Raw genomic sequence first — 25,470 nt, forward strand, 5'->3', positions numbered from 1 at the left:
GTAAATCATAAGGAATATACTATATGAATATTAATGATCAGAAGCTTTACTTAAAAAACATTCTTGAAAGTAACACTTTCAAGAAGTCTCCTTCAAGTGTTAGACTTCTTAAATTTTTAGCAAACGCTACTTTTGATAAAAATGACTTGAAAGAAACAACAATCGGCCTTGAATTGTTTGGTGATTCATTTTTAAACGAAACGAATTCATCTCGGATTAGAGTTAGTATTTATAACCTTAGAAAACGATTAGATTCTTATTATGAAAATGAAGGGAAAGAAGATTCTTATAGAATAGAAATAAAAAAAGGGCAGTATTACGTAAGTTTTAAAAGAAATAATAATCACAAAACAATAGACTATAACAAACGTTATAAATTGGTTCTTTCTTTAATAATAGTCCTTTTGATTTGTTTCGGGATAACAATAACCAAAATACTGTATCAACCGAAAATCGTACTTTGGAATTCATTTTTCAAAAGTGAAAAAGAAACGATATTAGTTGTTGGTGATTTGTTTGGCGTGGAGGGGAGAAATTATTTAGGAAGAACATCTTGGTACAGAGATTACAACATTAATTCAAATGCCGATTTATTTGAATTTAAACGTAAAAATCCTTTTTTTAAAGATAGTATTTATGCTTCCAGTTACACCTATATTACGGGTATGGGTTCTGTAGCTTCCAAGGATATTACAAAACTATTTACCAATCATCAACGAGATATTTCAATAAAATTATCTTCAAAATTGGAATACAGAGATCTTAAACAACAAAATATTATTTATGTAGGTCCGCTTAAAAACAAGAACAAGATGATAGATTATTTTAATCAGACGAATACCGAATACAATCTTTTCTCGGGCGAAAAAGGAATTTCTCTAAAGCATAAAAAAAAGGGTACAATCTATCCATTGTCAACAGCAACAGATAATACGGAATATGCGATCGTTTCTAAGTTTTATGAAAAAAGTAATGGCAATTCTCAGTTTATGTTTTTCTCTGATCATGATATTGGTGTCATGGCTACGGTAGAATATTTTACAACAGCACAAAAAATAAAAGCTTTTACAAGTAAGTATAAGCTAGGTGAAAAAACTTCTTTTACAGCTTTATTTAAAGTGAAAGGACAAGAACGAACCAATCTTAGTTTGGAATTAATAATAGTTGCTATAAACTAATTAGATTTTCTGTTCGATTTTAGGGCTATAAAATTTTAAGAGTATTCTTGATTCTATATATTTACGGAATAAAATTATTTCTATGAAGAATATACTCTATTTGTTATCTGCGGTTCTATTAGCATTCTTGATTCCAAATCAGGTCTCAGCACAAGAAATAGGAGGAATTCCTATGGATGCTTCTGTTAAAAAAGGTGTTCTGTCAAATGGACTGACCTATTATATTCGAAAAAACTCAAAACCAGAGCAAAAAGTAGAATTGCGTTTGGTGGTAAAAGCAGGATCTATTTTAGAAACTGAAAAACAATTGGGTCTTGCGCATTTTATGGAGCATATGAATTTTAACGGTTCTAAAAATTTCAATAAAAATGAGTTGGTAGATTACCTGCAAAGCATAGGAGTTAAATTCGGCGCACATTTAAATGCCTATACAAGTTTTGATGAAACCGTATATATTTTACCAATTCCTACCGACAATGATGAAAAATTAGAAAAAGGTTTTCAAATTTTAGAAGACTGGGCCTTTAATGCTTCTTTAACCGAAGAAGAAATAGACAAAGAGCGCGGGGTCGTTTTAGAAGAATATCGTTTGGGATTAGGGGCTGGTAAAAGAATGATGAAAAATTATTTACCAAAATTAATGCACAATTCGCATTATGCTGAGCGTTTGCCAATTGGGACAAAAGAAGTTTTAGAGAATTTCACCTATAACGATTTAAGAAGTTTTTATAGAGATTGGTACCGTCCAGATTTAATGGCAGTAATAGCTGTTGGAGATGTGGATGTAGCAGTTTTGGAGCAAAAAATTAAAGACCATTTTGAAAGTTACCCTGCGGCTAAAAATCCAAAGGAACGTGTAGAATATACCGTGCCTAATCATAAAGAAACTTTTGTTGCTATCGAATCTGATAAAGAAGCGCCAAACTCTACGGTACAATTGTATTACAAAGATTTGGACGATAAAAAACCGGTTCAAAACTTGAAAGCGTATAGAAAAGGAATTGTAAACAGTCTTTTTGTGAAAATGATCAACAAGCGTTTGAATGAATTAAGAAACGCGGAAAAACCTCCTTTTGTTTTTGGATATTCTACCCATGGTGGTACTTGGGCTAAATCAAAAGCTGCCTACCAATCGGCTGCTATGACTAGTGAAGAAGGGCAGTTAAAAGCTTTGGAGACTTTAGTATTGGAAAATGAACGTGTGTTTAGACATGGTTTTCACGAGGGAGAATTAGAACGTGTAAAGGATGAAATGTTAAACGCAATGGAGCGTGCTTTTAAAGAGCAGGACAAAACAGAATCGAGCAGATTTGCAAGTGAGTATATTAGAAATTTCTTAAAAGAGGAAGTTATTCCTGGGGTAACATGGGAATATGAAATGTTGAAAAAATTAATTCCTACCATTCGTATTGAAGATTGCAATGCTTTAATTTCTGGTTATATTCATGATGATAACCGAGTGGTAATTTTTACCGGTCCAGAAAAAGAAGGCACTGTAAAAGTCAAAGAAGCCGATGTCTTAAAAGTACTTTCAGAAGTGAAAAACAAAGAGGTATTACCTTATGAAGATAAAGAGGTAGCTAAAAGTCTGCTAAAAGAAATTCCTAAAAAGGGAAGTATTGTTTCTAAAGAAAGAGATGAATTGCTAGATGTTACAAATTTGGTGTTGTCGAATGGCGCAAAAGTGACCTATAAAAAGACAGATTTTAAAAATGATAAAATTATTTTTTCTGCTTATAGTTACGGCGGGACTTCCTTATATACCGATGAAGAAGTGCACAAAACAGATATTGCCAACAATGCATTGACACAAGCAGGGGTTAATGGTTTTTCTATTACAGATATGAGTAAAGTTTTATCAGGAAAAATGGTATCTGTAAACCCAACAATTGGTGCTTTAAGTGAAGGTTTTCATGGTTCTAGCACGCCTAAAGATGTTGAGTTGTTATTTCAACTAACACATTTATATTTTACAAAACTGAATCATGATGTAAAAGCATACAATTCATTCAAAGCAAAAATGACTGCTTATTTAAAAAATGTATTGGCTGAGCCTTCAACCTATTTTTCTGTAAAATTAAATGATTTTTTAAATGCTAACGATCCTAGATATGTTGGTTTTCCTGATGAAAAAGTTTGGGAAAATACCGACTATGATTTGGCTTATAAAAAATACCAAGAACGCTTTGCTGACGCTAGTGATTTCAATTTTTATTTTGTTGGAAATATTGACGATGCTAAAATAGAAGCATATGTGGAAACTTATTTAGCAAGTCTGCCAAGCACCTATTCTAAAGAAAAATTTAAAAATGTAGCAGCCAAACCGCTAAAAGGAATTTTAAAGAAAAATATTAAAAAAGGAAAAGAAGCTAAAAGTAAGGTTCGTGTAATTTACCAAGGAGAAGCCAAATACAAATCTAAAGATGCGTATTACTTAAAAAGTTTAGGAGAAGTATTGAGCATAAAACTAATTGAACAGTTAAGAGAAGAAGAAGGTGGCGTTTATGGTGTAGGTGCTAGAGGTTCAATGAGTAAATATCCAAAAGGCTCCTATAATTTCACCATTTCTTTTCCATGCGGACCAGAAAATGTAGAGAAACTGACAAAGAAAGCTTTTTTAGAACTAGAGAAAATTCAAAAAAATGGAATCTCTGAAAAAGATTTAAATAAAATAAAAGAAACACAGTTGTTGGAATATAAAGAACAACAAAAGAAAAATTCATATTGGTTGGCTTTGCTAAAAAACGCCGATTTTGGAAAGTATGATCGAAGTAAAGCTTTGGATAAAGTAAAACAAATTGAAGCTTTAACGTCAAAAGATATTCAAAAAGTAGCCAAGAAATATTTAAAGAAAAATAGAATTATTGCCACTTTAAATCCTGAAGATTAAGGATAAAAGAGCTCTAAATTAAAAAGCGTCATTTGGTTTTCAAATGACGCTTTTTCTATTTTAATACCTGAGGAAGGCCGTAAAGTAGACGGATTGTGTAATTATATAGAACATATGATTTTTTGAAAGATTTAGCTTCTGCATTAATTTATTGACGGTAGGTATTCAAGTATATTTACTCTGTAAAATTGATTATTAATAGAATCTAGATCATGAAAATCATAAAAAACTTATTTTTTGTAGTTGCCAGTTTATTGTCTATAAATGCACAGGCGCAAAAACAACCCAATATTATTTTTGTACTTACCGATGACCAATCTTATGGAATGATGGGCTGTACGGGGAATGAATTTGTACAAACACCAAATATTGATCAATTGGCAAAAGATGGGGTGTTGTTTACCAATGCTCATATTTCTAGTGCGATTTGTACGCCTAGTAGAATTTCAATTTTATTAAGTCAGTATGAAAGAAAACATGCTGTGAATTTTAATTCAGGGACTGCCGTTTCAAATGAAGCTTGGGAAAAATCATACCCAATGGTAATGCGAAAAGCAGGTTATTATACGGGGTGGATTGGTAAAAATCACGCACCCATTGGTGAAGGTGGTTACACAAGTGGTTTGATGGAAAAAAGTTTTGATTATTGGTATGCAGGTCATGGTCATATTCGTTTTTACCCAAAAGAAGTACATGCTATTTTTAATGATGCCATTGCGCATACACAACCAGAAATTATCAACGAAAGTGTAGATGATTTTTTAGATCCGAATGCTAGAAAATTAAAAGGAGCTGTAAAATTTTTGGAAACAAGACCAGCAGATAAACCTTTTTTATTATCTATAAATTTCAATTTGCCTCATGGGGCCGGAACAAGCACGATGAAATTGAGAAAAACGGATGATGAGATTTATAGAACCTTGTATCGTGATATAGAACTTCCGTTACCAGCGAATTATATTGCAAAGAAAGACATCAAAACTCCAAAATTACCATCCGATTTGTTAAGAGCTGAAGATCGTCAAACAGGCTATAATTATGTGGATACTCCTGAAGGTTTTAGAGAACGTTATACGCGTCAATTACAAGCTATGACAGGAATTGATCGTTTGGTAGGTAATTTAAGAGCGAAGTTGAAAAGTTTAAAATTGCATAAAAATACCATTATCATTTTTACTTCTGATCATGGTTTGTTTATGGGAGAGCAAGGATTGGGAGGAAAAGCACTTTGTTATGAAAAAACAACACATGTGCCAATGATTGTAATGGATCCTTCTTTTAAAAGAAAAAATAGAGGAAGAAAAAGTGATGCTTTGGTTCAATCTATTGATGTTGCTCCCACTATGTTAAGCATGGCAGGTGTTTCTGTTCCTAAGGAATTTCAAGGAAAAGACATTTCAAAATTATTAGTCAACACAACTGCTGAGGTTAGAGATTACGTGTATACAGAAAATTTATGGTCTACTCAATTTGGAAATCCGAAATGTGAAGCCGTACAAAACAAAGAATGGAAATACATTCGCTACTACAAAAACAAAACTTTTTCAGCTTCTAAAAAAATACAGGTGGCTAAAGACTTAGGCATTCCTGTAAATAAAATGCTTTACGCAACTCACGATCCTGATATTGCTGTTTATAGAGAATTGTCAGATGCTTCTTTACAAGGGGAAAAACCCGTATATGAAGAATTGTACAATTTAAAAAACGATCCAGCAGAATTAAATAATTTGGCCAACAATAGCGAATTCTCGGCAAAGTTAAATGAGTTGAAAAAAGTTTGGAAAGTGGAATTGACCAAGGCTAGAGGAACAGGAAAACCTAAGGTCTTAAGATTTACAAACGACAGTCATGCAAAAGGAAGTCATTAAAAAAAAGAAGATGAAAAAAATAATTTTATTCGTATTTATAAGCTTACAATTTCAAGTTTTTGCTACCGATTTTAACGTGGTAAATTACGGCGCAAAAGCAGATGGAGTTACCAAGGATACCAAAGCAGTTCAGGCAGCTATTAATGCTTGCACCAAAAATGGAGGAGGAAAAGTAATTATTCCAGCAGGAAAAACGGTGGTTGTGGGAACTATCTACTTAAAAGATTTTGTGACTTTGCATATAGAAAATGGAGCAACGCTTTTAGGAAGTCCAGATTATGCGGATTATACTACAGATACGCATTACAATACCTACAAAAACGAACCTCATATGGATCGATGTTTGATTTTTGCTAAAAATGCCAAGTCTTTTGCCATTGAAGGTTACGGAACAATTAATGGAAATGGTTCTCCTAAAAATTTCAATACAAAAGGTGCAAACGGAAGACCCATGTTATTGCGTTTTTTTAAATGCAACGATATCAGAATCAACAATATTACCTTGTTAAATCCAGCGGCTTGGACTTCAGCTTGGTTGTATTGCAATGAAATTGCTGTAGATGGAATTAAAATTGTAAGTCGCGTAAACAACAACGGCGATGGATTGGATTTTGACGGCTGTACCAATGTAAGAGTAAGCAATAGCTCTTTTGATAATAGTGATGATTCTATTTGTTTACAAGCTTCCAATGCAGATTATCCGTGTAAAAATATTACTGTTACCAATTGTGTATTTACCACAAAATGGGGTGGTATGCGAATCGGATTGGCTTCTAGAGGCGATTTTGAATCGGTAACTGTTAGCAATTGTACTTTTCATAATATCAAAGATTCTGGTTTGAAAATTCAAATGAATGAAGGAGGTGAAATGAAAAATATGAGCTTTAGTAATTTGGTAATGAAAAATGTGCCGCGTCCTATATTTATGACATTTTGCCAACAACGTGCAGGTGTTGATATGCCAAAAGAAATGTTTCCAATGAAAGCCATGCATGGTTTTATTTTCAGTGATATTATTGTTGATAACAGAGAATTGGATAAAAATTCAGCCTTCTTTTTAACTGGAATGCCAAATCATTATATAAACGATATTCAGTTGAATAATATTTTAATGACGGTTTCAGGTGGCGGAACAAAAGAAGACGCTTCCAAAGAAATTAAAGAATATACGCTTGAAACGCTGGGGAATTGGTGGCCAGAATTTAGCAAAGTAGGTACACTTCCTGCAAATGGAATTTATGCGCGTCATATCAATGGACTAACAGTAAATAATGTACATGTTCATACAATAGCAAAAGATGCGCGTCCTACTATAGTATTTGATGATGTAAAAAATGGAAACGTTTTTAATGTTTTTTCAAACAGAAAGAAAATTTCGAAAAAACAATTTGTAAAAAAATAAGAAATGAAAAATTTCACTTTATTATGTGTAGTCTTGCTCAGTTTTGTCCAGTTAAACGCACAAAAAAATAAAAAGCCAAATATTGTTTTGGTTTATGCCGATGATATTAGCGCACGGGAATTTCCAGTGTACAATGCTACAGTTTGGAATGCAGATTCTAAGGGAGAAACATCTGATCCGAAATTAAGAGCAAAAACCCCTGTTTTAAGTCGTTTGGCAACAGAAGGTTTGTTTGTAAAAACTGCTTGGGCAGCAACTATTTGTTCTCCTAGTAGAGCTATGATGATGACTGGTCGTTATGCCGATAAGCATAAATGGTGGCACAATGGCGACTTGGGTTATTCTTTAGGAGAAGATGGGAAAAAAAGACCTTGGCCTTTGTATGAAAGCTCAACTTTAATAGGACATATTGCTCAAAAAGGGGGCTATGCAACCATGTGGTCTGGAAAAACACAAATGAAAGGATCTGATTTGCAAAAATTTGGTTTTGATGAAGGGGCTTTTACGCCAGGTGAACAAGGAGCACCAGAAAACCCAATGACAGATTTTAAAATTATTCCTAAAAAAGTCAATGGTAAAAAAGTGTACATCAATGCCGATACAGGATTGGAAGTAGATACGTATCAGCAATATGGTTGGTACTGGCAGCCGCATGTCCGTTTGATGAATCATCCAAGTGCAAAGAATAAATTATCATGGTGGCCAAATACTCCCAAATCTAAAAAAGAATTTGGATTGAATACGTTTGGTCCGGATGTAGAATTGGAATTTATTTTCGATTTTATGGAAAGAAAGCACAAAGAAAAGAAACCTTTTTTTGTGTACCATACCACACATTTAGGACATGGTTCTGTTGATTTTTTTAACCAACACCCAGATAATAAATACCCGCAAACGCCAAAAATTAAATGGACGGGTAATGGCTATGAAAGAACACAACCCAATGTTACTGGAGATAAGGGCGTTTATGATACGCATGGTACTTTGTCGGAACCTGGAATTAGAAATCATATAAATTATTTAGACTACCAAGCTTGGTTGTATATTCAAAAATTTAAGGAAATGGGCATTGCCAACAATACCATATTTATTTTTTGTGCCGATAATGGAACGCATTATTATGGAAAAGGTAGTCCGGTGAGCCAAAAAGGAACACATGTACCCTTTATTGTGTATGCACCTGGAATGGACTTGACCAAAAAAGGAGAACAAGATATTTTGGTGAATATAGCCGATGTGTTGCCAACAATTGCGGAGATAGCAGGTGTTGAAATTACTGAAAAAGACAAAATTGATGGGGTGAGTTTATGGCCTTATTTAACAACAAATACAAAACTACATCGTGATTGGATTTATGCTTATAGAAAAGACCAACAATTAATACGTGGTTCTAAAGTGTTAAAAGATGGAAATGGAGTTTGGTATGATGTTTCTAAAAATCCTTCAGATCTAATTAGTTTCCCTGTGATTAATGATTGGTCTACAATGTCTGAAAGTCATTTAAAAGAAAGAGATAAATTAAAAGCAGTTTTGCCTATATATGACTTGCATGATACGGCGCATGATGCACCAGGGTTTGTAAGCAAAAAGAAGCCTTCAAAAGGCAAGAAAAAGAAGAATAAGAAAAAATAGACCTGTCGCTTGGAGCGGAGCTGAAGGGTCTATCAAGAAAAAGTTAGAGAGAATTGTATAAATATGGTTCTTAATAAAAAATTTAACACTGTTTGATGAGCTCTTTTCTATTGAGAGTTTTATAAAACTAAAATTGAATAAAAATCTAATTATGAAAAAATTACTACTAGTTGCCATAGCAATCTTTACAGCCTTGCCAACTTTTTCACAACGTAAAAAAAGTAAGAAACCAAATGTATTGGTTATTTATACCGATGATCATCGCTATACAGGAATTCATGCTTTAGGAGGGCAGCCTGTAAAAACACCAAACATTGACCAGCTGGCAAATACGGGAGCTGTTTTTACAGAAGCACATTTGATGGGTGCTTTTTCGGGTGCCACATGTATGCCTAGTAGAGCGATGTTGAATTCGGGTAAACAATTATTTCACCTTACAAACATTGGGCATGAGTTGCCTAAAAAAGACACGACTATTGGCGAAGCTTTTAAGCAAGGCGGTTACAACACCTATATGGTTGGAAAATGGCATCAAGATAGAGCCTCTTTAGCGCGTTCTTTTGATGACGGTGCTTCGGTTATGGGAATTGGTGTTTATTTGACAGATCATTACAGAATGCCAATTTGGGATTGGGATAAAACAGGAGCATTTCCTAAAAAAGAGGCTTATTTGTTAACCTATGATGATCAAGGAAAAACAAAAAGAAGAGCCATTACTAAAAACGAAAAAAGAGGTCCGACAGGTACTGAGTTAACAGGACCACATACGTCTGAAATTTTTGCAAAAAATGCAATGGAATATATTGAAGGTTACAAAAAAAGAGATCCTTTCTTTATGTATTTGGCTTTTCATGCCCCGCATGATCCTAGGCAAGCTCCAAAAAAATATAAAGACATGTATCCTATAGATCAAATGGAATTAACACCTTCATACATGCCAGAGCATCCTTTTGATAATGGTGATATGTATTTAAGAGATGAAGAACTAGCGGTTTGGCCAAGAACTCCTCAGGTTTCTAAAACAGAACTGGCAGGATATTATGCTATCATTACACATTTGGATGCGCAAATAGGAAAAGTAGTTCAGTCTTTAAAAGACAAAGGAATGTATGAAAACACCTTAATTGTATTGGTTGGGGATAGCGGATTGGCTGTTGGAAACCATGGATTGATGGGAAAACAAAATGTGTATGAAGAAGATGGAATTCATGTTCCGTTAATCTTTTCAGGAGGCTTTGTCAAACAAAAAGGGACCAAATTTAATGCCCTGTCGTATATCCATGATATTTATCCAACGCTTTGCGATATGGCGGGAGTTTCGATTCCAAAATCTGTAGAAGGAAAAAGTTTAAAACCAGTAATGGAGGGAACTAAACAGCAAGTTCATGAATATGGGTATTATGCCTATAAGCAATTTCAAAGAGCTTTTAGAAAAGGAGATTACAAATTGATAGAATATGTAAAAGCACCGAATAAGGATTGGAAAAGAGGATATTCTATTAAGGGATCTAGAGTAACACAGTTGTTTAATATTAAAAAAGATCCGTGGGAGCTACAAAACTTAGCCTTTTTTCCTGAACACAAGGCCTTGTTAAAAGAAATGCAAGAAGCGTTTGTAAAAGCAGGAAAAGAGTTAGACGATTACAAGCAAGGAATTGGCGTAGAATATGATTTTTGGGATTACTATAAGTAATGCTAGTATCTTAATTTCAGTAAAAAAGGATGATTTTTTAGTTTTGAGTTTAATAATTGTATTAAACTCAAAACTAAATTATAAATAAGTGAGGTTTATTTTTTAAACATCATCAAAATCAACAGCAATTGTATCTGTTACAGGGTGTGCCTGGCAAGCTAATACCAAACCTTCTTCTATTTCGCTATCTGTTAAAATAGAATTAGAAGTCATAACCGCTTTACCTACAGTTACTTTACACATACAACTACTACAAACACCACCTTGACAAGAATAGGGTGCGTCTAAATTATGACGAAGTGAAGCCGCTAGTATGGTATCTTTTTTATCCATTGAAAACGTTGTTTCTTCATCGTCAACTAAAACGGTGATTTCAGAAAGCCCGTCATTGTTTGTTACTTTTTTAGTGTCGGCAGAAGAAACAAATAATTCAAAATGAATTGATTTTTTTAAGAATCCGTCTTCCGTTAATGTCGTTGACACCGTCTTGATCATTTCTTCAGGACCACATAAAAACACTTCATCAAAAGAAAGATGATTGAATTTTTCTCGGACAATATAATTTGTCGTTGCCTTGTCAATTCTACCAAATCTAGTTCCTTCAACTTTTTCTTGACTTAAAACATATTTAATATTTAAGCGGGCAATAAATTTCTTAGCCAAAGCATCTAATTCTTTCTTAAAGATAGTTTCCTTCGCTGTTTTGTTTCCGTAAATTAAAGTGAAAGTAGATTTAGGTTCGTTTTCTAAAACAGATTTAATCATAGAAAAGATAGGAGTAATTCCACTACCAGCAGCAAAACCTAAATAGCTTTTTAAATTATTTTTATCTGTTTTTAGTTTAAAACTCCCTTCGGGAAGAGCAACTTCTAAAGTATCGTTTACACTTAAGTTGGTGTAAGCATAATTAGAGAAAATTCCTTTTTCAATTGCTTTTACGGCAATTCTCAGTTCTCCACTTTTTGTAGAAGAACAAATAGAATAGGCTCTTCTAACTGTTTCGTTGTTAATTTTTGCTTTTACAGTAACATATTGTCCTGCAATAAAAGAATATGTCTTTTTTAAATCTTCTGGAATTTCAAAAAGAATAGAAACAGCATTAAATGTTTCTTTTACGATTTCCTTGATTTTTAAAGTATGAAATTGTGGCATTTAGTATAAGTATATTATTTGTTACAAAAGTAAGAAACTTCTAAAAGCGACTTGTCAGAAATTTACTAAAAATAGATTAGGACATATATTAACATTTGCTAGGAGAGTTGAGTAGGAAAAAAACGTATATTTAAATCGATTTGAAAATTATATGAAAAACGAAAATAATGTACTACAAAAGCTATTAGGAATTGAGCATCCTATCATTTTAGCGCCCATGTTTTTGGTGTCTAATGTTAAGATGGTTTCCGCAGCCATGCAAAAAAATATTGCAGGTTGTATCCCAGCTATGAATTACCGTACCATACCTGAGTTAAAGGCGGCAATTACAGAACTTCAAAAAGCGAAAACGCCGCAAGGTGCTTTCGGTTTTAATATCATCGTTAATAAATCGAACTTAAAGCATTTGGAGCAACTAGATGCTATTTGTGAAATGGGAGTTGATTTTATTATTACTTCCTTAGGAAATCCAGAGGAAATTATAAAAAAAGCACACACACATGGTATCAAAGTTTTTTGTGATGTGGTGAATATTGAACATGCAAAAAAAGTGGAAGCTTTGGGTTGTGATGCTTTGATAGCAGTAAATAGTCAGGCAGGTGGGCATAGAGGTTCTATGAATCCCGAAGATTTAATTGTACAGCTTGTTGGAAACTGTGATATACCCGTAATTTCAGCGGGAGGTGTTGGGAATAAAGCAGAATTGGATAAAATGATGAGTTTTGGTGCCGTAGGCGTTTCTATTGGAAGTCCGTTTATAGCATCTATAGAAGCCGATATTTCCGATGAATACAAACAAGCCTGTGTAGATTATGGTGCAAAAGATGTAGTGGTCACGCAAAAAATATCAGGTACACCTTGTACCGTTATTAATACACCTTATGTGCAAAAAGTAGGGACCAAAGAAACTTGGATAGAATTGATTTTAAATAAGTATGGTTTCTTTAAAAAATGGGTAAAAATATTGCGTTATTTAAAAGGGTCTTCTGATGTTGCCAATGCAGCTAAGAAAGTTACTTATAAAACCGTTTGGGTGGCTGGTCCAAGTATAGAACACACCAAAAAAATAGATTCTGTAAAAGATATAATTGATCGATTCATTAAATAAGGTCAAAAAGGGATTGCTTTTTTAAGTACTAAGTTTTATTTGGGTTCATAATATAATTTGTAATTTTACGTTTCCATTTATTCATTGTTTGAATAAGACAATTCATATGTAAATAAAGAAAATTGAAAACAAATTCTACTTATTTTCTGGCGATTCTTGTCGTTTTAATAGTCACTAGTTGTAGCACAAAAAAAAACCGATGGATCAATAGAGAGTTTCATTATATGACCACAAAATACAATGTGTTGTATAATGGTAATTTGGCTTTTGATAAAGGTTTGTCGGAAATTAATGAAAAGTATGTAGATAATTATTGGGATGTTTTGTCTATTGAACCTATGGAAGTGGATGCGAGTTATCAACCCGAAACTTCTAAAAGAAGCTCAGGTCCTTCCTTGCCAAAATCAAATTCAAAAAAGAAAGAAAGCAAAGCAAAAAATCAAAGCGCCTTTGATGTAGCTGAAGAAAAAGCTGTAAAAGCCATTCAAAGACATTCGATGTTTATTGATGGTGCAGAAAGAAATAGGAAAATTGATGATGCTTATTTGTTACTAGGTAAATCTCGTTATTATTCACAAAGATTTGTTCCTTCCCTAGAAGCATTTACCTATATCATTAAAAATTACCCAGAAGCCAGTTTAATTGATGAAACGATACTTTGGAGTGCCAAAGCCAATATACGCATGCAAAATGAAGAGGCAGCGATTGAGTCTTTGACAAAATTACTTGAAAAGCCAGAAGTGGAGGAAGCTATTTTGGAAGATGTGCATACAACTTTTGCGATGGCTTTTACACAGTTAGATAGCATTGAAATGATTTTGTACCATCTAGAAAAAGCGGTAAGTTATAAAACTGATGCAAAAAAGAAAGCCCGGAATTTAATGGTATTGGGGCAGTTGTATCGAAAAGAAAATAATAGGGCTTTGTCAGATGAAGCTTTTAACGAACTAATAGACTTAAAAAAAGTTCCTTACGATTATAAATTACATGCTAAAATTGAAAAAATAAAAAATTTTCAAAAAGGAAATGATAGCAAGCCTGTGGTAAAGCGCTTGAATAAATTGATTAAAAATAGAGATAACAGACCCTATTTAGATGAATTGTATTATCAGTTGGCGGTTTTAAAGGCAATGGATAGTAATAGATTGGAGGCTATAGCGAATTATGAAAAATCGATCCATGTAAAAAATGCGAAAAAATTTCAACAAGGGCTTTCCTATGAAGCACTAGGAGATTTGTATTTCAATGAATCAGAATACGCAAACGCAGGAGCTTATTACGACAGTGTTGTTCAAGTGTCGGGAGATTTAAACGACAAGCGGATTAGAGGTGTTAAAAAAAGAAGCAAGAGTTTGGTGAACGTTATTGCTTTTGAAGAATTGGTTCGAATTAACGATAGCATACTAAAAGTAACAGCGATGGATCCGGATGCTAAAATTGCATTTTATGAGACTTTTATTGAAGAATTAAAAGTTATCGATGCTGAAAAATTAAAAGCAGAAGAACTGAAAAATAAATTGGCAGCATATGCTAATACAGGAACAGCCTCTGTAGGGGGTATCGGAAAAACATCTGCAACAAAAGGCAAATGGTATTTTTACAATGTGCAGACTTTAGGTTACGGTGCTCAAGAATTTAAACAAAAGTGGGGTTCAAGAAAATTAAACGACAATTGGCGATGGTCAGATGCATCTATTTTAAAGAAAGAAGATGCGCAATTAGGTACAGGAAGTTCCGATAATGCAGATGTTAAAGAACAAGTTGTTTCTAAATATCAAGCTTCTTTTTATATAGATAAGCTACCACAAACAGAAAGAGAAATTGACAGCATTACCAGATTAAGAAATAATACCTATTACCAATTGGGCTTAATTTATAAGGAGCAATTGAAAGAGCCTTATTTAGCCATTTCTTCGTTTGAAAATTTATTGAGTTTTGAGCCAGAAAGAAAATTGGTGTTAGGGTCAAATTATCATTTGTATAAAATTTATTCAGAATTGAAAGATCCGAAAGCGGAACAGTACAAGAATGCCGTATTGACAGATTTCCCAGAATCTACTTTTGCACAGCTTATTTTAAATACAGGCAAGTCGGTTTTAGGTGATATGACCAGAGTACCTGCCGAAACTAAGTACAAGGAGTTGTATGGTTTGTATGAAGAAGGAGACTACGAAACCTTGCTTTCTGAGATTTCAAATTCTCTGCGTATATTTGAAGGAAGCAAGCTAATGCCGAAACTAGAATTGTTACAAGCATATACCATTTTAAAAACAAAAGGAAAGCTGGAGTTTAAAAAAGCGTTGGAATTTGTTTTGTTGAATTATGCCAATACCGAAGAAGGAGCAAAAGCCAAGGAATTATTAGAAAAATTAAAAAAATAAACACTTCTAAATTAATAAGGATGAAAGATAATGTCATTTATGAAAGAAATGTAATAGGTAAAAAAACTTCGATAACGGGAGATATTGTCTCGGAAGGAGATTTTAGAATTGATGGAGTTGTTGAAGGAAGTGTAAAGGCAAAAGGCAAAGTTATTGTTGGTAAGGAAGGAAGGGTGCAAGGAGAAATAGAGTGCTCTAATGCAGAAATTGAAGGCGAAGTAAATGGAAGTCTTTCTGTAAATAATATGTTGAGTTTAAAAGCAACGGCTGTAGTTAGTGGAGAGGTTGTAATAGGGAAACTTACCGTAGAGCCAGGTGCAGCTTTTAATGCCATTTGTAGTATGAAAGGAATGTTAAAAGAAATGAAAAATGGGTCTCAAACTTCCAGAGAAAAAACCGCTTAATAAATTTATCCGACTTTCAGGAGTAGGTATACAAATGGGTGTGACTATTTATTTGGCTTCCTATGTTGGAAAAAAACTAGATGTATATTACGGCATGGAAAAAAAGGTGTTTACCCTAGGACTTATTTTGTTCGCATTTATAGCCTCCATCTATAGCATCCTTGCCCAGTTAAAAAAAATACAAGACGATAAGTAAAACATGCAGAAATATTTTAGTCAGTTGTTAGGACGCTTGATTGTTCTGTTGTCCGTTGTATTTGGGATTCATTTAGCACTATTGAATGCTTTTGACCTGCCATTGTTCGGGAATAAGATTGTATTGGCTTATGGAGTGAATTTCTTACTGGCTTTTGTTATTTGTACAGTGCTGTTTTTCCTAAGGAAAAAATACAGCGATCAATTGGGCTTTTTGTTTATGATAGGGAGCTTTTTGAAATTCGGAAGTTTCTTTATTTTGTTTTCGGGTTCTTATAGAGAAGATGGTCAAATGGATCGAGTAGAATTTTTGGCTTTTTTTGTGCCCTATGTAGTGTCCTTATTTACAGAGACATTGTCGGTAATTCGACTTTTAAATCCGACAAAAAAAACAAAATAAAATTCTAAGAATTCACTTTAAAAAAATAATATAAAAATTAGTTTTTCAGTTTGATTTAAAAATCTATCTTTGCACCGTTTTTAAGACACGTTTATTTATAGATTATGCGAAGAAATTTTTCGATCAAAAAGATTACGTTTTTATTGTTTTTAGTTTCGTTTGTATCGATGGCTCAACACCACGGTAATGAACATGCGCAACATGCAGCTAAGGAAACTGAGGAATCTGGTTCTTCTTTAAAGAAGGATATCAAAGATTTTATTGGTCATCACTTATTAGATTCTCATGATTTTGGATTGTTTTCTTACGAAGATGATCATGGAAAAGAGATTCATTTTGGAGCTCCTTTGCCTGTAATTTTATTTGATTCTGAATCTGGATTGAATGTGTTCTCATCTTCAAAATTTCATCATGGTGAAGAGGTAGCTGAAAATAATGGAAGCTATTTCAAATTATACCACGGTAAAATTTACAAAACAGATGCAGCAGGAACTATTTCGTACGATGAGCATCACCATGCTACAAATGAAAAGCCATTAGATTTTTCAATTACTAAGAACGTAGCGTTTATTTTCTTGGTAGGTTTGTTTATGTTTTTAGTGTTTACAAAAATGGCTAAAAACTATAAAACAAGTGCTTTGCCTAAAGGATTTGGTCGTTTGTTAGAGCCGCTTATTTTATATGTTAGAGATGAAATTGCGATTCCAAATATTGGACACAAGCAGTACAGAAAATACATGAGTTATTTATTAACGGTGTTTTTCTTTGTATGGATTGTAAACTTACTTGGGTTGACTCCAGTAGGAATTAACGTAACTAATAATATTGCAGTTACTTTATCATTGTCTTTAATTACCTATTTATTGACCACCTTTACTGCCAATAAAAATTACTGGAAACATATTTTTTGGATGCCAGGTGTTCCAACTCCAATGAAGTTTTTACTAGCACCTATTGAATTGTTAGGAACTATCATTAAGCCATTCTCATTAATGATTCGTTTGTATGCAAATATTACAGCAGGTCATATTGTATTGATGAGTATTATTGGAATGATGTTTATCTTTAAAAACTGGATTGGTAGTCCGTTGTCTTTCGGATTGGCATTTGCATTGTCTTTATTAGAATTATTGGTAGCAGCGCTACAAGCTTATATTTTCACTATGTTGTCTGCATTGTACTTCGGTTCAGCGGTAGAAGAACATGATGATCACTAAATTTAGAATGTTTAATAATTAAATATATATATTCATGGAAGGATTAAATTACATTGGAGCAGGATTGATCGTAATCGGTGCAGCTGTTGGAATTGGAAGAATTGGTGGTTCAGCAATGGACGCTATTGCTCGTCAACCAGAAGCATCAGGAAAGATTCAAACTGCTATGTTGATTGCAGCGGCATTAATCGAGGGTATCGGTTTCGCAGCTTTATTTGCAGCATAAGACAAAAACAAACAAATAGCTACAACGGTTGGTTGTAGCTATTGTTTATCCTTAAAAAATTAATTAAAAAACACAAAACATACAATGGAAAAATTAATAGAACAGTTTTCATTAGGTTTATTTTTCTGGCAATCAGTATTATTCGTAGCTTTGGTTCTTTTGTTAAAGAAATTTGCATGGAAGCCAATTTTAGAAGCTGTTAACGACAGAGAAGAAGGAATAAAAGATGCATTAGAGTCTGCAGAAGCAGCTAAAAAAGAAATGCAATCTTTAACAGCAGACAACCAAAGAATTTTAAAAGAGGCGAGAGCTGAAAGAGATTCATTGTTGAAAGATGCTCGTGAAATAAAAGAAAAAATTATAGCTGAAGCAAAAGAAGAAGCTCAAGAAGAAGCAAGCGCAATTATTGATAGTGCAAAAGCAGCTATTGAAGTTGAAAAGAAAGCGGCTATTTCTGAGTTGAAAACACAAGTAGCTCATTTGTCAATTGAAATTGCAGAGAAGGTAGTGAAAAGAGAATTAGCTTCAAAAGATGATCAGTTAGCATTGGTTGATAAAATTTTAGGTGAAGTTACCTTAAACTAAGAACAAGATGAAAGGAACTAGAGCGGCATTACGTTACGGAAAAGCAATTTTGAGTCTTGCAAAAGAATCAAATAAAGAAGAAGACGTTAACAAATCAATGTTGTTAATTGCTGAAACAATTGACGAAAGCAAAGAATTGGCAGCTGTATTGAACAGTCCGGTTATTAAAGCAGAAGACAAGATTAAAGCACTAACAGCTATTTTTTCTGATACGATTGATCAAATTACTTTAGGAGTAATTTCTTTATTAGGAGAAAATAAAAGATTGCCTTTGTTATCTTTGGTTGCAAAACAATTTTCTATATTGTTTGACCATGATAAATTGGTGGATGTTGCAAAAGTTACAACAGCAGTTCCATTAACTAAGGAATTAAAAGCGAAAGTACTTGCTAAAATAGAGCAATTGACAGGGAATAAAGCATCGGTTGAAAACGAAGTGAATCCTGATATATTAGGAGGTTTTATTTTACGTGTTGGTGATATCCAATATGACGCAAGTATTTCAAATAATTTAAACGAATTGAGAAGACAATTTGACAATGGTCATTTTGTTGCAAAAATTTAATTTTACATCAAAATAATTTAAGATGGCATCAATTAAAGCAGCTGAGGTATCAGCAATTTTAAAACAACAACTATCAAATTTCGACGCAGCTGCTTCGTTAAGTGAAGTTGGAACAGTATTACAGGTAGGTGATGGTATTGCTCGTGTATACGGTTTAGAAAATGTACAATATGGTGAATTGGTTCAATTCGATTCAGGTTTAGAAGGTATTGTATTGAACTTAGAAGAGGACAACGTTGGTGTTGTACTTTTAGGAGCTTCTACTTCTGTAAAAGAAGGATCTACTGTAAAACGTACTGAGCGTATTGCTTCTTTGCAAGTTGGAGAAGGAATTGTTGGTCGTGTTGTAGATACATTAGGAAATCCAATTGATGGAAAAGGACCTATTGAAGGAGAAACTTTTGAAATGCCTTTGGAGCGTAAAGCACCAGGAGTAATTTTTAGAGAGCCAGTAACTGAACCTTTACAAACAGGAATTAAATCTGTTGATGCAATGATCCCTGTAGGTCGTGGACAACGTGAGTTGATTATTGGTGACCGTCAAACAGGTAAATCTACTGTTGCTTTAGATACAATCTTAAATCAAAAAGAATTTTACGATGCAGGAGAGCCTGTATATTGTATTTATGTAGCCATCGGACAAAAAGCGTCTACGGTTGCAGGAATCGTAAACTTATTAGAAGAAAAAGGTGCCTTAGCTTATACTACTGTAGTAGCGGCAAGTGCTTCTGAGCCTGCTCCAATGCAGGTATATGCTCCATTTGCAGGTGCTGCAATTGGTGAGTATTTTAGAGATACAGGTAGACCAGCATTAATTATTTATGATGATTTATCTAAACAAGCAGTTGCTTACCGTGAGGTTTCTTTATTGTTAAGAAGACCACCGGGACGTGAGGCTTACCCAGGAGATGTATTTTTCTTACACTCTAGATTATTAGAACGTGCTGCAAAAGTTATCAATAACGATAAAATTGCATCTCAAATGAATGATGTACCACCTTCATTAGTTGGTAAAATTAAAGGAGGAGGATCATTAACTGCATTGCCAATTATTGAAACACAAGCAGGAGATGTATCAGCATATATTCCTACAAACGTAATTTCGATTACAGACGGACAAATTTTCTTAGATGGAGATTTATTCAACTCTGGTGTACGTCCAGCAATTAACGTTGGTATTTCTGTATCACGTGTTGGTGGTAATGCACAGATTAAATCAATGAAAAAAGTATCAGGTACGTTAAAATTAGATCAAGCGCAATACCGTGAGTTAGAAGCTTTCGCTAAGTTTGGTTCTGATTTGGATGCTGCTACGATGAGTGTTATTTCTAAAGGGGAAAGAAACGTTGAGATCTTAAAACAAGGTCAAAATGATCCTTATACGGTAGAAGACCAAATTGCAATTATCTATGCAGGTTCTAAAAACTTGTTAAAAGATGTTCCTGTAAATAAAGTAAAAGAATTCGAAGCTGATTATATTTCTTACTTAAATGCTAAGCATAGAGATGCATTAGATTCTTTGAAATCTGGAAAATTAGATCAAGCATCTTTAGATGTATTAGAAGCAGCAGCTGCTGAAATTTCAGCAAAATTCGCTCAATAAATTTGTAGTTAGTATTTGGGTAGTTTCAAAAGAAACTGCCCAATGCTGATTTTAGTCATCGTAAATTTAGGTATTAGATTACCAAATATCAACGACAAAATACTAAAGAAGAAATGGCAAACTTAAAAGAAATTAGAAACAGAATTACCTCAATAGGTTCGACGATGAAAATCACGAAGGCTATGAAAATGGTTTCTGCTGCTAAATTGAAAAAAGCGCAAGATGCAATTACAGCGATGCGCCCTTATTCTAATAAGCTTAGTGAATTGTTGCAAAATTTAAGTGCAACCTTAGAAGCTGATGCGGGAGGAGTGTATTCTGAACAAAGAAAAGTTTCTAAAGTTTTATTAGTAGTAATTACTTCTAATAGAGGTTTGTGTGGTGGTTTTAACTCTTCAATAATTAAAGCTGCTCAAAAAACGGTTGCAGAACAATACCAAGGAAAAACTGTTGAATTAGTTTCAATAGGGAAAAAAGGATTTGATATTTTAAGTAGAGACTTTAAGGTTATTGATAACCAAAGTGCTATTTATGACGATTTATCTTTTGGAAATTCTGCACTAATAGCAGAAAACTTGATGCAATTATTTGTTGATGGTACATATGATAAGATTGAAATTATTTACAATAGTTTTAAAAATGCGGCTACTCAAATTGTGAAAGTGGAACAATTCTTACCGATTGAACCAATTCAGATTGAAGGTCATGTTTCTGCTGATTATATTTATGAGCCGGAAAAAGAAGAAATTATTTCTGCATTGATTCCTAAATCATTAAAAACACAGTTGTACAAAGCTTTAAGAGATTCTTTTGCTTCTGAACATGGTGCACGTATGACAGCTATGCATAAGGCAACAGATAATGCTAATGACTTGAGAAATGATTTGTTATTAACGTATAACAAAGCACGTCAAGCAGCTATTACAAACGAAATTTTAGAAATTGTTGGTGGTGCAGAGGCATTAAACGGATAATTCAATGTAGCGTAGTGGAGTTAAATTATACTAGCGAAGCATTAAACGGATAATTCAACGTAGCGTAGTGGAGTTAAATTATACTAGCGAAGCATTAAACGGATAATTCAACGTAGCGTAGTTAAATTATATTATATTGGCACGAAGCATTAGCGGATGATTAATAAGATATTTAAAGTAAAAAAGGCTTGCCCAATTGGGTAAGCCTTTTTTTTGTTCTAGATTTTTTTTGAATTATTATGTGATGTTGTACATTGAAAAACTTATCTGTTTTACTATATTTGCATCAGTTTAGTTAACATAGGTTTATTATACACGAGGTATTACGCCTTTTGTTTGATTTACATCCCTATTATGTCATCTAAGAATATATGGTGTTTTTATAAATCAAAATGTTTTTTTGACGGCTCTAAGTTCGTTTCTAGATGTATAAATTTTTTCTTTTTTTTCTACTTGTTGGTACGTATTGTTTTGCGCAAGGAACTATAACGATCCATAGTGATTTTCAACAACAAACACTGAATCATTCTTTTGAATATTATAAAGATTCATTGAAAATAGAAAATAGTAGCTCTATTTCTACCAAAGAGTTCAATGATAATTTCCCCACATTTCCTGGTCTTACCAATTCCAAATTTTGGTTTAAATTCAAAGTAGAAAATAAGGTTGAGTTTTTTGATAAATTTATTTTTTATATTAACACAGAAGCAATTTCAGATTTAGTACTGTATGAAAAGGTAGAAGGGAATCTTCATCAACGTTTTCAATTTGAAGAAAAGACAAATAAATTCTTAGAAATACCTTTAGATATTAGATTTGGAGAGGGGAAGGAACTTTATTTTTCAATAGATTTTGACAAAAGTATTTATTTTCCTGTATCGTTATTCTCACAAGCTGAATTTGCAAAATTTGCGAAAAAGAAGATGCTGTATTTTGGATTGTATTATGGATTTTCTTTGGTAGTTTTATTTGTTAATTTGCTGTTTTTCTTTGGGACTAAAAATAATTTTTTTATTTATTATAGTGGTTTGTTAGTCGCTATAACTTTTACCTTATTTGAGTTAGACGGGCTTTTTTATCTTTCTTTTGGAGATGTCGTTTGGATTCGACATTTAGATGTGTTGTTGCATTGGTTTACTTTAGTGTTCTCTGTGTTATTTATTACAGAAAGTTTGCAGTTAAAAAAGTATTTGCCCAAATTTATTTATGCAGGTATTACAGTTGTTTTATTGAATGCTGTGGCGTATTGTATTTATGTGGTTACAGATAAGTTAATATGGTATTCGGTAGGAGAAATAATTAATACCTTAGGATTGATTTTGTATTTAAGTCCCTGTTTTGTTTTGTTCAAAAAATCTATTTATGCACGATTTGCGTTGTTTGCGTATTTAATTTTGTTTGTCTCTAATGTATTGTATGTCCTGCCTTCTGAATTTGGAATGAAGGACTTTGGATTTACTAATAATCACTTAAAAGTGGGAGGTGTTATAGAGATGCTTGTGTTTTTGTATGCAATAGCGTACAGGCATAAAAAAATTGCTTCAGCAAAAGAAAAATTGCATGGAGATTTGCTAGAACAAAAAAATAAAGAAGAAGTATTGGATAAGTCCTCAGAAGAATATTTTAATAGTTTCTGTTCTTACTTTTTATTATCAGCGAGAGAGATTGAGGTTGCTAGATATATATTGCAAGGAAAAATGAATAAAGAAATTGCTTATCAATTAGAAATTCAAGAAACAACCATTAAATACCATGTGTCAAATATTTTGAAGAAGTTGAAAATTCAGAATAGAACGGAACTTAGTTATAAGTTTGCTCATTTTAATACTGTAAATAAAGGTGTTACTGAAACGTAATGGCTTAAACCTATTCTACCTCGACTAAAGTTTAGGTGGAATTAGACTATCGTATAGGGATGTTTATGTTGAAATATTGCATATTATATGTTATTTTTGCATAGAACAAATTAACAAACCAACCAACCAACCAACCAACCAACCAACCAACCAACCAACCAACTATTATTTTATGAAATTTGGAATAATGCAAGCCTATTTTTTTCCGTATATAGGTTATTTTCAATTGATAGATCATGTCGATTGTTTTATGATTTACGAACATGTCAGCTTCAGAAAAAAATCATGGATTACTAGAAATAGAATTTTAGATAAAGGAAATAACCTGCCTATCACTTTAAATGTACCTGTTGTAAAACAAAGTTCTTCAAAATCTATTGGAGAAACTATGATTAATAATTCAACGGATTGGCGGAATAAAAATTTAAATCTTATTTTTTTTAATTATAAAAAAGCCTCATTTTTTGATGAAATATTTCCCGTTATTGTGGAACTACTTAATGAAAATTGCGATTCTATTCATGAGTACAATTCACAAATAATTTCCGGTATTTGTAATTTATTAGATATCAACACTAAAATTATAGCTTCTAATGAAAAGTATATTTCCATGGAAAAGGAATTGAGACTGTTAGCGAATCAGAATTCAACGGAAGAAAAAACACAACGAATTTTTGAAATTTGTAAAACAGAAGGAACAAATAATTACGTCAATCCTATAGGAGGAATTGACTTGTATAATAAGGATGAGTTTTCTGCGAATGATATACAGTTAGATTTTGTCCAAACCCTAGAGTATAAGTATAAGCAATTTAATTGCAAATTTGAACCTCACCTATCAATAATTGATGTACTGATGCATAATGGTGTTGCTAAAACGAAAGGAATGATTCATAATTATAAAGTTGTTTAATGCGTAACTTATCAATTCAGGAAGCTGCATTAAAATTTGTAGAAGAAAAAGAATTTTATTTTAAACAATGGATTTTCGATGAGCCTATCGTTGTTAGTAAAAAACATAATGATGGTTTAAAACAGCTGCAGAAAATTATGTACAAACTTATTATAGAGTTTGTAACCAATTATGAAAAGTATCAGAAATTAATGCCCGTAAGTAAGGAGGTAGCTGAGATTATCCATATTTTTAATAGAAAAGAGTATAAAATAGGAACTTATAGAACAGACTTTGTTTATGATGATAAAAACCAAGTAAAGATTATTGAAATTACTTGTCGTTTTGCACTTAATGGAATGTTCTTTTCAACTTTATTTAATAAGTTAGCAGAGGATTATCGACTTAAAAACATGAAATCTCTTTTGGTAGAAAATTCTTACGATGCTATATTTCAACATTTTGAAAATTATTTAGAAGGAGTTGATTCAATTGCTATTTTAAAAGGGGATGATGTAAGAAACGAATCTAAAATTTATGCTGACATATTTAAAAGAATGGGATATCCAGTAAATGAAATTGCTTATAATGACATTTCTACAAGTTTAGATTCACTTAAAAAGGCTTGGGTTATTAGTGAGTTATCTTTTGATGAAATTACTTCATTGGGAATAGATTTAATTGAAAAGCTGATGCCTTTGAATATCATCAATGATTTTAGAACCATTTTTTTAATTCATGACAAACGATTTTTTTCGGTTTTAGGAAATAAAGAATTACAAGAATTAATTTTAACCACTGAAGAAATAGTTTTTTTTGATAAATTTTATATTCCTACTTATACCTCTTTTGAAAAGATGGATTTATGGAATTCGGCTAAAGTTAATAAAGATGCTTGGATAATTAAACATAGATCTTTAGGGAAGAGTCAAAAAATTTATGCTGGTATTGTTACTGACCAAGTTACTTGGGAAGCACTTTTTGAAAGTGATGACTTTAAGGATTTTATATTACAAGAATGGATCCCTCAGAAGAAAATTTTAGGAAATATTGGGACAGAAAAATATGAAGACTATGTAACTGGTACCTTGCTGTTTTTTGATGATAATTATTTTGGATTTGGAGATTTTAGAACATCTTCTTTTCCTGTAACCAATAAAGGAGATCATAGAAAAGCTTGCTCATTGATAAGTGCTGATGATACGAAAATTGATGTAACAAAGATTACAAATTATATAAACTAACGAAT

At 32.7% G+C, this 25,470-nt stretch carries 21 protein-coding genes; 20 read left to right on the forward strand and 1 reads right to left on the reverse strand.

Annotation, left to right across the window (positions count from 1 at the left end; genetic code table 11):
* Window positions 1-146: 146 nt before the first annotated feature.
* The 6 genes from FGM02_RS06290 to FGM02_RS06315 all read left to right on the forward strand — a co-directional run bounded on the left by FGM02_RS06290 (window position 147) and on the right by FGM02_RS06315 (window position 10,663).
* Window positions 147-1,178 (forward strand): hypothetical protein, encoded by a 1,032-nt coding sequence (locus FGM02_RS06290; RefSeq protein ID WP_139957455.1) that lies wholly within the window; start codon window positions 147-149, stop codon window positions 1,176-1,178.
* Window positions 1,179-1,260: 82 nt separating this feature from the next.
* Window positions 1,261-4,068 (forward strand): M16 family metallopeptidase, encoded by a 2,808-nt coding sequence (locus tag FGM02_RS06295; protein ID WP_139957456.1) that lies wholly within the window; start codon window positions 1,261-1,263, stop codon window positions 4,066-4,068.
* Window positions 4,069-4,280: 212 nt separating this feature from the next.
* On the forward strand, window positions 4,281-5,936 hold the full coding sequence (locus FGM02_RS06300; RefSeq protein WP_139957457.1) for a sulfatase-like hydrolase/transferase: 1,656 nt from the start codon (window positions 4,281-4,283) through the stop codon (window positions 5,934-5,936).
* 10 nt (window positions 5,937-5,946) lie between these two features.
* On the forward strand, window positions 5,947-7,338 hold the full coding sequence (locus FGM02_RS06305; protein WP_139957458.1) for a glycoside hydrolase family 28 protein: 1,392 nt from the start codon (window positions 5,947-5,949) through the stop codon (window positions 7,336-7,338).
* A 3-nt stretch (window positions 7,339-7,341) separates the two neighbouring features.
* The gene (locus FGM02_RS06310) at window positions 7,342-8,970 is read left to right on the forward strand and encodes a sulfatase-like hydrolase/transferase (RefSeq protein WP_139957459.1); all 1,629 of its coding nucleotides are present in this window, start codon (window positions 7,342-7,344) and stop codon (window positions 8,968-8,970) included.
* A gap of 151 nt (window positions 8,971-9,121) precedes the next feature.
* Window positions 9,122-10,663 carry a sulfatase-like hydrolase/transferase gene (locus FGM02_RS06315; RefSeq protein ID WP_139957460.1) on the forward strand — a complete coding sequence of 514 codons (1,542 nt, stop codon included), beginning with the start codon at window positions 9,122-9,124 and terminating at the stop codon, window positions 10,661-10,663.
* A gap of 102 nt (window positions 10,664-10,765) precedes the next feature.
* On the opposite strand, the gene FGM02_RS06320 is transcribed toward FGM02_RS06315, so the two are convergent.
* The gene (locus tag FGM02_RS06320) at window positions 10,766-11,815 is read right to left on the reverse strand and encodes a ferredoxin--NADP reductase (RefSeq protein WP_139957461.1); all 1,050 of its coding nucleotides are present in this window, start codon (window positions 11,813-11,815) and stop codon (window positions 10,766-10,768) included.
* A 151-nt stretch (window positions 11,816-11,966) separates the two neighbouring features.
* Between FGM02_RS06320 and FGM02_RS06325 the strand changes: the two genes are divergently transcribed.
* From FGM02_RS06325 to FGM02_RS06395, 14 genes are all read left to right on the forward strand, one after another.
* The gene (locus FGM02_RS06325; protein ID WP_139957462.1) at window positions 11,967-12,923 is read left to right on the forward strand and encodes an NAD(P)H-dependent flavin oxidoreductase; all 957 of its coding nucleotides are present in this window, start codon (window positions 11,967-11,969) and stop codon (window positions 12,921-12,923) included.
* Window positions 12,924-13,045: 122 nt separating this feature from the next.
* Window positions 13,046-15,304, forward strand: a complete 2,259-nt coding sequence (gene porW / locus FGM02_RS06330) for a type IX secretion system periplasmic lipoprotein PorW/SprE (protein WP_139957463.1) — start codon at window positions 13,046-13,048, stop codon at window positions 15,302-15,304.
* A 20-nt stretch (window positions 15,305-15,324) separates the two neighbouring features.
* Window positions 15,325-15,708 carry a bactofilin family protein gene (locus FGM02_RS06335; RefSeq protein ID WP_139957464.1) on the forward strand — a complete coding sequence of 128 codons (384 nt, stop codon included), beginning with the start codon at window positions 15,325-15,327 and terminating at the stop codon, window positions 15,706-15,708.
* Entirely contained in the window at window positions 15,674-15,904 is a 231-nt protein-coding gene (locus FGM02_RS06340; protein ID WP_139957465.1) for an AtpZ/AtpI family protein, read from the forward strand. The genes FGM02_RS06335 and FGM02_RS06340 overlap by 35 nt, the downstream gene beginning before the upstream one ends.
* Window positions 15,905-15,907: 3 nt before the next feature.
* Complete coding sequence (locus FGM02_RS06345) at window positions 15,908-16,303, forward strand: DUF6168 family protein (RefSeq protein WP_139957466.1); 396 nt, start codon at window positions 15,908-15,910, stop codon at window positions 16,301-16,303.
* A gap of 104 nt (window positions 16,304-16,407) precedes the next feature.
* The gene (gene atpB / locus FGM02_RS06350) at window positions 16,408-17,520 is read left to right on the forward strand and encodes a F0F1 ATP synthase subunit A (protein ID WP_139957467.1); all 1,113 of its coding nucleotides are present in this window, start codon (window positions 16,408-16,410) and stop codon (window positions 17,518-17,520) included.
* Between the two features lie 34 nt (window positions 17,521-17,554).
* Complete coding sequence (atpE, locus tag FGM02_RS06355; RefSeq protein WP_139957468.1) at window positions 17,555-17,746, forward strand: ATP synthase F0 subunit C; 192 nt, start codon at window positions 17,555-17,557, stop codon at window positions 17,744-17,746.
* 84 nt (window positions 17,747-17,830) lie between these two features.
* Window positions 17,831-18,331, forward strand: coding sequence for a F0F1 ATP synthase subunit B (locus FGM02_RS06360; protein ID WP_139957469.1), 501 nt, complete (start codon window positions 17,831-17,833; stop codon window positions 18,329-18,331).
* 7 nt (window positions 18,332-18,338) lie between these two features.
* Window positions 18,339-18,896: an ATP synthase F1 subunit delta gene (gene atpH, locus FGM02_RS06365; RefSeq protein WP_139957470.1), complete on the forward strand. Its 558-nt coding sequence runs from the start codon at window positions 18,339-18,341 to the stop codon at window positions 18,894-18,896.
* A gap of 22 nt (window positions 18,897-18,918) precedes the next feature.
* Complete coding sequence (gene atpA / locus FGM02_RS06370) at window positions 18,919-20,499, forward strand: F0F1 ATP synthase subunit alpha (protein WP_139957471.1); 1,581 nt, start codon at window positions 18,919-18,921, stop codon at window positions 20,497-20,499.
* 113 nt (window positions 20,500-20,612) lie between these two features.
* Window positions 20,613-21,473 (forward strand): ATP synthase F1 subunit gamma, encoded by an 861-nt coding sequence (gene atpG / locus FGM02_RS06375; protein WP_139957472.1) that lies wholly within the window; start codon window positions 20,613-20,615, stop codon window positions 21,471-21,473.
* Window positions 21,474-21,898: 425 nt separating this feature from the next.
* On the forward strand, window positions 21,899-23,329 hold the full coding sequence (locus FGM02_RS06380; RefSeq protein WP_139957473.1) for a LuxR C-terminal-related transcriptional regulator: 1,431 nt from the start codon (window positions 21,899-21,901) through the stop codon (window positions 23,327-23,329).
* 172 nt (window positions 23,330-23,501) lie between these two features.
* A complete protein-coding gene (locus FGM02_RS06390) occupies window positions 23,502-24,242 on the forward strand; it encodes a WbqC family protein (RefSeq protein ID WP_139957474.1) in 741 nt (246 codons plus the stop codon).
* Window positions 24,242-25,465, forward strand: a complete 1,224-nt coding sequence (locus FGM02_RS06395) for a hypothetical protein (protein WP_139957475.1) — start codon at window positions 24,242-24,244, stop codon at window positions 25,463-25,465. Before FGM02_RS06390 ends, FGM02_RS06395 begins: the two co-directional genes overlap by 1 nt.
* The last annotated feature ends 5 nt before the right edge of the window (window positions 25,466-25,470 follow it).

The sequence above is a fragment of the Flavicella sediminum genome, assembly GCF_006381105.1.
GTDB lineage: Bacteria > Bacteroidota > Bacteroidia > Flavobacteriales > Flavobacteriaceae > Flavicella > Flavicella sediminum.